This window comes from Actinomycetota bacterium, assembly GCA_036280995.1.
Classification (GTDB): Bacteria; Actinomycetota; CALGFH01; order CALGFH01; family CALGFH01; genus CALGFH01.
This window is the reverse complement of sequence record DASUPQ010000247.1, coordinates 1-8,286: the sequence shown is the minus strand read 5'-3', so window position 1 is coordinate 8,286 and position 8,286 is coordinate 1. Positions and strand designations below refer to the sequence as shown.

The window sequence follows — 8,286 nt, the reverse complement described above, 5'->3', positions numbered from 1 at the left end:
CGGTGGCCGGCCGGATCGCCGGCGTCCACGCCCAGGTCATGTCGTCGGGCCGAGCTGTCCCTCTGGGCCCGGGTCGAGGAGCTGGCCCCCGACGCGGTCCGGCGCGCCCTGTGGTCCGATCGCAGCCTGGTCAAGACCTGGGCCATGCGCGGCACCCTGCACCTGCTGCCGGCGGCCGAGTTCCCCCTGTGGCAGGCCGCCCTCTCGACCAGGCGCCCCTGGGAGGCCGGGGCCTGGCAGCGCGGCTTCGGGGTCACCCTGGCCGAGCTGGAACGGGTCAACGACGCCGTGGGCGAGGCCCTCGACGGCCGCCTGCTGACCCGCGAGGAGCTGGCCGCCGCCGTGGCCGAGCGGACCGGGTCGCCGAAGCTGGGCGACAAGCTCCGCGAGAGCTGGGGGGCGCTGCTCAAGCCGGCCGCCGCCCTGGGCCGGCTCTGCTTCGCCCCCAGCCAGGGCCAGCAGGTCCGCTTCACCCGGCCCGACACCTGGCTGGGCGGCTGGACCGACCACGACCCCGACGAGGCCATGGCCGAGGTCACCCGCCGGTTCCTGGCCGCCTCGGGGCCGGTCACCCGCGAGGACTTCGCCCGCTGGTGGGGCATCCCCAGCCCGGCCAGGGGCCGCCGGCTGCTGGAGCGTCTGGGGGACGAGGTGGCCCGGGTCGAGGTCGAGGGCGCGCCTGCCTACGCCCTGGCCGCCGACCTGCTCAGCCTGGCCAAGGCCGGCCGGGGCCGGAGCAAGGCCGGTGGGTCGGCTACGGTCCGGCTGCTGCCGGCCTTCGACCAGTACGTCATCACCGCCACCCGCCAGGCCGAGGACCTGATGCCGGGGCCGTTCAAGGCCCGCGTCTACCGGCCCCAGGGCTGGCTGTCGCCGGTGTTGCTGGTCGGGGGCCGCATGGAGGGCGTCTGGCGCCAGGAGACCAAGGGCAGGCGCCGGGAGGTCACCATCGAGCCTTTCGCCGGGCCGCTCCCCGCCCGGGCCCGGCGCGCCGCCGAGGCCGAGGCCGAGCGCCTGGCCGCCTTCACCGGGGGTGAGCTGGAGCTGCGCTGGGCAGAGGTCTAGTCGGGCTTGGCCGTGGTGGTGAAGGTGCCGCCGCGGACCGCCCGGCGGTACAGGCCGGGCAGCAGGACCCGGGCGATCGGGATCAGCCCGTAGGGTCGGGGCACGTAGCGCTCGAATCGGCGCTCGCGCCAGGCATCGAGGATCGCCTCGGCCACCTTGTCCTCGCTCGAGACCATCCAGCGGGTCCAGGGCCGGGCCAGCATCTTCCGTTGCGGTAGGCCCTCGGTGTCCACGAAGCCGGGCTGGACGAGGGCGACGTGGACGCCGTGGGGCACCTCCTCCATCTGCAGCGCCTCGGTCCAGCCGGCGAGGGCGAACTTGCTGGCCGAGTAGGCCCCGGCCCGGGGCCGCGACACCCGCCCGGCCACGCTGCCGACGTTGACGATCCCGCTGGGGGCGGAGCGGCGCAGCAGCGGCAACAGGGCCTCGGTCAGCCGCACCGGGGCGTCGAAGTTGGTCGCCATGACCTGTTTCACCTCGACCCAGCCGCCCTCGGCGAAGCCGCCCCGCCCGCGGATCCCGGCGTTGTTGACCAGCAGGTCGAGCCGCCCATGCTCGGCCTCGACCCGCTCGGCGACCAGCGCCGGGGTCGCCTCCTCGACCAGGTCGGCGGCGATCACCGTGGCCCCGCCCAACTCGGCGGCCAGCCCCTCCAGCCGCTCGCGGCGCCGGGCCACCAGCACCAGGCGGGTGTCCGGCTCGACGGCCAGCCGCCGCGCCGTGGCCGCCCCGATCCCGCTGGAGGCCCCCGTGACCAGGGCGATCATGCGGCACCCGGCCGCTCGGCAATGGCGGCGGCGATCCGCCCGGCCACCTCGTCGGGGTCGCCCTCGGCCTCGACCCGGGCCAGCAGCCCCCGGCCGGCGTAGAAGTCGAGCAGGGCCGCGGTCTCCTGGTCGAACAGCTCCAGCCGCCGTCGGATGGCGTCCTCGTCCTCGTCCTCGGCCCGGTCCTGCTCCTCGGCCCGGCCGGCCAGCCGGTCGCGCAGCTCGTCCTCCCCGACCTCGAAGGCGACCACCGCGTCCAGGGGCCGGCCCAGCTCCGCCAGCCGCCGCTCCAGCGCCTCGGCCTGGGGGACGGTGCGCGGAAAGCCGTCGAGCACGAAGCCGTCGGCGCAGTCCGCCTCCCCCACCCGCTCCAGCACCATGTCGATCATCACGTCGTCGGGCACCAGCTCACCCTGGTCCATGAAGCGGCCAGCCTCACGGCCCAGCTCGGTCCCCCGCTCGGCGTTGGACCGCAGGATGTCGCCGGTGGCCACGTGGACGCCCCCGAACCGGTCAACGATCCGGCCGGCCTGGGTCCCCTTGCCGGCCCCGGGCGGGCCGACCAGGACGATGCGCATCCCGAGCTCCCTTCTCACGGCGGGGGGAGGCATGCAACCACGCCGCGGCGCGGCCGCTCAAGGAACCCGGTAGAAGCGCAGCTGCTCGCTGCGGCGCACCAGCCGCATCCCGGCCCGCTCCATCACCCGCTGCGACGGCAGGTTGGCGTGGGTCGTGTCGGCCTCCACCGCCGCCACCTCCGGCTGGGCCAGCGCCCAGGCGACCACCGCCCGCAGCGCCTCGGTCGCGTACCCCTGCCCCCGCGCCCCCGGCGCCAGCCCGTACCCGACCGTCACCGACCCCCCGCCGTCCGGCGGCCCGTGGAACCCGATGTCCCCCACCACCACGGCGTCGCCCGACCGCACCAGCTGGTACACCCCGTACGCCCCCGGGTCGGCCCCGTTGTCGAGCGCCCGCACGAACGCCTCCACCGCGATCAGCGTCCCCTGCATCGGATACCCGGCCATCCAGGGCCGCTCCGGGTCGGCCTTCCCCTGCAGCAGCGCCCGCGCCTCCGCCCCCTCCAGCTGCCGCAGGCACAGCCGCTCGCTCCGGATCCGGTTCCCCATCACCCACCCAGCCCCACGACGGCACCCGCTGGCCTCACCCCCGCCGGCCCCGGTATCCTTCCCTGGCTCGTGGTGATCGTAGCTCAGTTGGTTAGAGCGTCGGGTTGTGGTCCCGAAGGTCGGGGGTTCGAGTCCCCTCGGTCACCCTCCTCCTGATATCGCCGGTTCCTTCCTCTTTACGGGGCTTGCACCGCTCCTGCAGAATGCCACGCAAGGGCGGGGGGTCCGGGGGTGCCACGATGGCGGGTGCGTCAGGGAGCGACACCGGCGATCAGGTCGACGACACCACGCCGCCCGCCGGGCCGTCGGGCAAGCGCGAGCCCGGGGGCGAGAACGCCACCGTCAGGGCGGCGGTGACCACCGGGACCCTGCTGGCCCTGGCCACGTTGCTCGTCCTCTACTTCCTGGTGCAGGTCTGGCCGCCGGCGCCGCCGCCGGCGCTGTCGGGTGGTGGCGCGCCGCCCCCGACGACCACCCCTGTCCCGGGCACGACCGCGCCGGACGGGCAGGCGCCGGCGACCACCGTGGTCGTGCAGGCGGCCCCCAACCCGCCGGTGCGGCTCTTCGGGGCCCGGCTGCAGGTCGACCGGGAGGCGCGGCTGTTCATCGTGGTCGCGCTCGCCGGGGCGCTCGGGGGGCTGGTGTACGCCCTGCGGTCGCTGACCTGGTACGCCGGCAACCGGAACCTCAAGTACAGCTGGATGATGACCTACTACCTGCAGCCGATCGTGGGTGCGGCCATGGCCACCATCACCTACGTCGTGCTCCGGGGCGGGCTGGTCGTGGTCACCACCCAGGCGTCTCCGGACGTGGTCAACCCGTTCGGCTTCGCCGCCTTCGGGGCGCTGGTCGGCCTCTTCTCGGCCCAGGCCGCCGAGTGGCTCAAGCGCATCTTCGAGCAGGTGTTCGTCCCGGCCATGAAGGGCAAGGACCCCGCCATCGAGGTCCGGATCACCGACGTCAAGCCGGAGCCGGCCCCGGTCGGGACCGAGGTCGTCATCTCCGGGGTCGGCCTGGCCGACGCCCAGCGGGTCACCTTCGGAGGGGTCGAGGCCACCAACCTGCGCCAGGTCTCGGCGAGCGAGCTGCGGGTGACCGTCCCCGACGGCGCGGTCAGCGGCCTGGTCACCGTCCACACCCCCGCCGGGATAGCCGACAGCCCGCGGCCCTTCACGGTTGGCGAGCCCGCGGAGGCGCCCCCCGCCGAGGCCGAGGAGGACCAGGAGGAGGGGCGGCCACAAGCCACCAGGTGACCGGGATGCGCAGGATCGCCGCGCTAGGGCGCCGCCCCGGCCTGCCAGCCGTCCAGGGGGCTGTCCCGAACCCACAGCGACCCGGCCTCGTCGACGGTCAGGGGCATCGGGTCGCTGAGCTCGCCGAAGAACCGGCCATGGCCGTCGACGTGGCGCCAGGCGAACAGCCACCATGCGTCGCGGTGGTGCAGCACCCGGCCGGCGTAGAAGCTGATCAGGGGGTCGCCGAGGAGGAAGGCGTCGCGGTCCAGGACGTAGGGGCCGAGGGGGCCGGGCGAGACCAGGTAGTGGGTGCCGCCCTCGGCGACCACCCCGGGGCGGGCCAGGCGGGTGGCGCTGTGGTCGCTCCACCAGGCCGAGAACACGGCCCGCCAGGCGCCGCCGACCCGCACCAGCTGGGGCACCTCCAGCTGGCTGAACTCACCCGGCGCCGACAGCGGCGGGCCGACCTCCCAGGAGCGCAGGTCGGCCGACCAGGCGTGGCCGAGGACGCCGCGCTCGTCGGGCGGGCCGTGGTTGACCCGGGCGCAGACGACCATGTGGAACCGGTCGCCGCCCGGGTCGGCGAACACCCACGGGTCCCGCCAGGTCTCCTCGCCCCGCGGGTGGTCGCGGCTGGTCTCGTACCAGCGCGGGTCGGCCTCCAGCACCAGCGGCTGGCGCTCCCAGGTGACCAGGTCGGTGGAGGTGGCCAGCCCGACCCGCTGCACGCGGCCCTCGTCCCGGGTGGAGATGCCCGAGTAGAACATGTGCCAGCGCCCATCGGCCTCCAGGACACTCCCGGTCCAGGTGGCCTGGTCGTCGAAGGCCCCCGGCGGCCCCGGGCTGAGGGCGGTGTCGAGCACCTCCCAGCGGTGGAGGTCCCGCGTCACGGCATGGCCGATCCGGGCGTGGCTGTGGCGCAGGTCCGGGTGCCCGAGGTCGCGGGGAGCGTGCAGGAAGAAGACGTGCACGTCCCCGCCGTCGACGGCGAACCAGAAATCCCAGATCCAGTGTCCGGGAAGCCGCAGGCTCAGCGCCGGCCCTCGCTCGCCGTCCCCCTATCCCTTGACCGACCCGGCGGTGAGGCCGCGGACGAAGAAGCGCTGGAGCGAGATGAAGACCAGCACCGGGACGATCATGCTGATGATGGCGCCGGCCGTCAGCAGCTGCCAGCCCTGGTTCTGCGCCCCGACCAGCCCGGCCACGGTGACGGTGACGACCTCGCGCTCGCCCGGGCCGAGGAACAGCAGGGCGATCAGCAGGTCGTTCCAGACCCACAGGAACTGGAAGATGGCGAACGAGGCCAGCGCCGGCACCGACATCGGGACGATCAGCCGCCAGAAGGTCTTGAAGTGGCTCGCCCCGTCGATCTTGGCCGACTCGATCACCGCCTTGGGCAGCGTGGACATGTAGTTGCGGAGGATGTAGACGGCCAGCGGCATGCCGAAGCCGATGTGGGCCAGGTAGACGGCGGCGAACTGCCCCGTCAGCCCGACGTCGCCGTAGAAGCGCAGCAGCGGCACCAGCGCGACCTGGTTGGGCACCACCAGGAGGGCGACGATGACCACGAACAGCACGTCACGGAACGGGAACTGCATGAAGGTGAACGCGTAGGCCGCGAAGGCGGCGATCATGATCGGGATCACCGTCGCCGGCAGGGTCACCGCGAAGCTGTTGATGAAGGCGTTGCCCATCCCCTCGTTCCAGGCCTGGCTGTAGTTGGCGAGGGTGTACTGGGTGAAGTCGAGCGGCGAGGTCAAGACCGTCCACCAGCCCGAGGTGTTGGCCGCGTCCGCGGTGCGGAAGGCGGTGATGACGATCCCCAGCGTCGGCACGATCCACAGGAAGCAGAGGATGACCAGGGCGATCCTGACCACCCAGTTGGCCTGCCCGGCGCCGGGAGCGGCCCCGCCCTCGCGGCGAGGGATGGCCCGGCGCGGCTTGACCTCGCCGGGGACCGGGGTCGGAGGAGGAGTGGTTCCGGTGGTCGTCATCGTGCTGCCTCCTCGGCCCGGAAGTGACGCACCTGGTAGACGATGACGGGCAGCACGGCGATCATCAGCATGACCACGATGGCCGAGGCCCGGCCGTTGTTGCCGTTGCGGAACAGCTCGTTGAAGAAGCGGACCGCGATCACGTCGGTGTTGAAGTTGCCGTTGGTCATCACGTAGACGACGTCGAAGATCTTCATGACGCTGATGAGCACGGTGATGAACACCGTGATCACCGTGGCCCAGATCTGCGGGACGATCACCCGGAAGAAGATCTGGCGCTCGTTGGCCCCGTCGATACGGGCCGCCTCCAGGGTGTCGACGGGCACCCCCTTGACGGCGGCGGAGAGCAGCACCATCGAGAACCCGACCTGGGCCCAGATCAGGATGATCATCAGCAGGAAGCTGTTGAAGTGCAGCGTGCTCACCTGCAGCCAGGCCACCGGGTCGAACCCGAGTGCCGTCCAGACGGCGTTCTGGAGGCCGATCTGGGGCTCGCCCTCAGGACGGGCCTCGTAGATGAACCGCCAGATGGTGGCCTGGCCGACCCCGCTGATGGCCATGGGCAGGAAGATGATCGACTTGCTCAGCTTCTCCGACTGCGGTCGCAGCCGGTCGGCCAGGACCGCCACCCCGAGCCCCAGCGCCACCGTGGTCGCCGGGACCACCGCGATCCACAGCAGGGTGTTGTACAGCGTGTTCCGGAACTCACTGGAACTGAGCAGGTCGGTGTAGTTCTCGGTGCCGACCCAGGCCGTGCTCTGGGCGTTGGCGAAGCTCAGGATGAATGTTCGGACGGCCGGATAGATGAGGAAGAAGGAGATCGCCGCCACCGCCGGCCCGATGAAGACCCATGGCTTGAGGCGCTCCTCCCACTTCGTGGGGAGCAGCTCGACCAGCTTGTTGAGCACCCAGAACAGCAGCAGGGCGGCGCCCACGCCACCGACGATCGCCAGCAAGGCGTTGATCAGCCTGATCATCGACTTGCTCCTTTCTGCTCATGGCGCCGCCGCGCCGCCCGGTTGGTGGGTGCGCGGTCCGTGCCGGCCGCGCACCCACCATCAGCGATCTCTAGCTCGGCCAGCTCTCCTCGATGGACGTCAGGGCCTCGTCCAGGTCCTGCTGCCCGCTGATCCAGGCCGTCATGCCCTTCCAGAAGCTGCCGGCACCCACGGCGCCCGGCATCTGGTCGGAGCCGTCGAACCGGAACACCGTCGACTCGTAGGCGAACCCGGCGACCCTCTTGGTGGTCTCGTCCGGATACTTGCTCACATCAAAGGTCTTGTGCGGCGAGATCCAGCTCGACGCGGCCAGGTCCGCGAACTCGAAGTCGGGGCTGGTGAGGTGCGCCATCACCTTCTTGGTGTCCTCGTCGTTGCTGAAGGCACCGGCGAGGTCGCCACCGCCGAGGAGCGGCTTGTTGTTGGCGTCAACCGACGGCAGGTAGAAGACGCCGACCTCCTCGTCCAGGTTGGCCCGGACCTTGTCAGGGAAGAAGTCCTTCTGGGTGATGAAGTTGCCCTGCCGGTGCAGGAAGCACTTGGGCGGGTCCTGGAACATGGGGTTGGCGGCGGTCTGGAAGGCGTTGCTGACGACCGCCTTGCGCCCACCGAAGACGTTGCCGTCAGCCAGGGCCAGCTTCTCGAACTCCTGCGCGGCCTGGACGACCACCGGGTCGTTGAAGGGGATCTCGTGCTTGACCCACTGGTCGTACTTCTCGGGCCCGCCGTAGCGGAGCACGAAGTCCTCGATCCAGTCGGTGGCCGGCCAGCCGGTCGCGGCGGCCGACTCGATGCCCACGCACCACGGCGTGGTGCCGTCGGCCTTGATCTGGTTGGTGAGCGCCTCCAGCTCGGCGACAGTGGTCGGAATCGTGTAGCCCTTGGCCTCGAAGGCCTTCTTCGGGTAGAAGACCAGGCTCTTGACGTTCATGCTCATGGGAATGCCGTACAGCTTGCCGTCCGCCGAGGTCCCCGCGGCCAGCTCACCGGGGACCAGGGTCGACTCGACCTTGGCCTTGTCGATCACGCCGCTCAGGTCCTGCATCTTCCCGCTGTTGGCGATGTCCATCATCACGCCGGGCTGCGGGAACAGGGCGATG

The 8,286-nt window shown here is 71.9% G+C and carries 9 protein-coding genes and 1 tRNA gene; 3 read left to right on the top strand and 7 right to left on the bottom strand.

Going from position 1 to position 8,286, the window contains the following annotated elements; all coding sequences use genetic code 11:
- The coding region (locus VF468_08345; GenBank protein HEX5878316.1) for a winged helix DNA-binding domain-containing protein at positions 1 to 1,065 on the top strand (1,065 nt) is incomplete at its 5' end.
- Here VF468_08345 and VF468_08340 read toward each other — a convergent pair.
- The 3 genes from VF468_08340 to VF468_08330 are packed head-to-tail and all read right to left on the bottom strand — an operon-like array spanning position 1,062 to position 2,959.
- Positions 1,062 to 1,832, bottom strand: coding sequence for an SDR family NAD(P)-dependent oxidoreductase (locus tag VF468_08340; protein ID HEX5878315.1), 771 nt, complete (start codon positions 1,830 to 1,832; stop codon positions 1,062 to 1,064). The two genes, VF468_08345 and VF468_08340, sit on opposite strands and share 4 nt — an antisense overlap.
- Entirely contained in the window at positions 1,829 to 2,410 is a 582-nt protein-coding gene (locus VF468_08335) for an adenylate kinase (GenBank protein HEX5878314.1), read from the bottom strand. The genes VF468_08340 and VF468_08335 overlap by 4 nt, the downstream gene beginning before the upstream one ends.
- Before the next feature lie 57 nt (positions 2,411 to 2,467).
- Positions 2,468 to 2,959 carry a GNAT family N-acetyltransferase gene (locus tag VF468_08330; protein HEX5878313.1) on the bottom strand — a complete coding sequence of 164 codons (492 nt, stop codon included), beginning with the start codon at positions 2,957 to 2,959 and terminating at the stop codon, positions 2,468 to 2,470.
- Positions 2,960 to 3,031: 72 nt separating this feature from the next.
- Between VF468_08330 and VF468_08325 the strand changes: the two genes are divergently transcribed.
- Positions 3,032 to 3,105, top strand: a tRNA-His gene (locus VF468_08325).
- A 93-nt stretch (positions 3,106 to 3,198) separates the two neighbouring features.
- A complete protein-coding gene (locus VF468_08320; protein HEX5878312.1) occupies positions 3,199 to 4,212 on the top strand; it encodes an IPT/TIG domain-containing protein in 1,014 nt (337 codons plus the stop codon).
- Positions 4,213 to 4,235: 23 nt separating this feature from the next.
- On the opposite strand, the gene VF468_08315 is transcribed toward VF468_08320, so the two are convergent.
- From VF468_08315 to VF468_08300, 4 genes are all read right to left on the bottom strand, one after another.
- Positions 4,236 to 5,165 carry a glycosyl hydrolase family 32 gene (locus tag VF468_08315; protein ID HEX5878311.1) on the bottom strand — a complete coding sequence of 310 codons (930 nt, stop codon included), beginning with the start codon at positions 5,163 to 5,165 and terminating at the stop codon, positions 4,236 to 4,238.
- Between the two features lie 87 nt (positions 5,166 to 5,252).
- On the bottom strand, positions 5,253 to 6,188 hold the full coding sequence (locus tag VF468_08310) for a carbohydrate ABC transporter permease (protein HEX5878310.1): 936 nt from the start codon (positions 6,186 to 6,188) through the stop codon (positions 5,253 to 5,255).
- Entirely contained in the window at positions 6,185 to 7,165 is a 981-nt protein-coding gene (locus VF468_08305; GenBank protein HEX5878309.1) for a sugar ABC transporter permease, read from the bottom strand. The genes VF468_08310 and VF468_08305 overlap by 4 nt, the downstream gene beginning before the upstream one ends.
- A gap of 91 nt (positions 7,166 to 7,256) precedes the next feature.
- Positions 7,257 to 8,286, bottom strand: a 1,030-nt coding sequence (locus VF468_08300; protein HEX5878308.1) for an ABC transporter substrate-binding protein, incomplete at its 5' end; no start/stop codon positions are given.